Raw genomic sequence first — 305 nt, 5'->3', positions numbered from 1 at the left:
GGTCGACCGCGACAAGCTGACCGTCGTCTCCCCGGACGCCGGCCGCGTGCGCGTCGCCGACCGCTGGTGCGACCGCCTGGGCGCGCCCCTCGCGATCGTGCACAAGCGCCGCGACAAGGACGTCGCCAACCAGGTCACCGTCCACGAGGTCGTCGGTGACGTGAAGGGCCGCGTCTGCGTCCTCGTCGACGACATGATCGACACCGGTGGCACGATCTGCGCCGCGGCGGGACCGGACAGCACGCCGTGCGTGGCCGTCACGATGACGTCCTCCGCACCGTTGGCGAACAGGGCGTCCGCCGCGG

The 305-nt window shown here is 72.8% G+C and carries 1 protein-coding gene; it reads left to right on the top strand.

The features are described from left to right. A partial coding sequence (locus J0695_RS41475; protein WP_277990119.1) for a phosphoribosyltransferase family protein occupies nucleotides 1-305 on the top strand: 305 nt, incomplete at both ends.

The organism is Streptomyces beijiangensis (assembly GCF_017315755.1).
GTDB classification, from domain to species: Bacteria; Actinomycetota; Actinomycetes; order Streptomycetales; family Streptomycetaceae; genus Streptomyces; species Streptomyces beijiangensis.
Note: the sequence above shows the minus strand (reverse complement) of the source record. Positions and strands in the feature narration are given on the sequence as shown.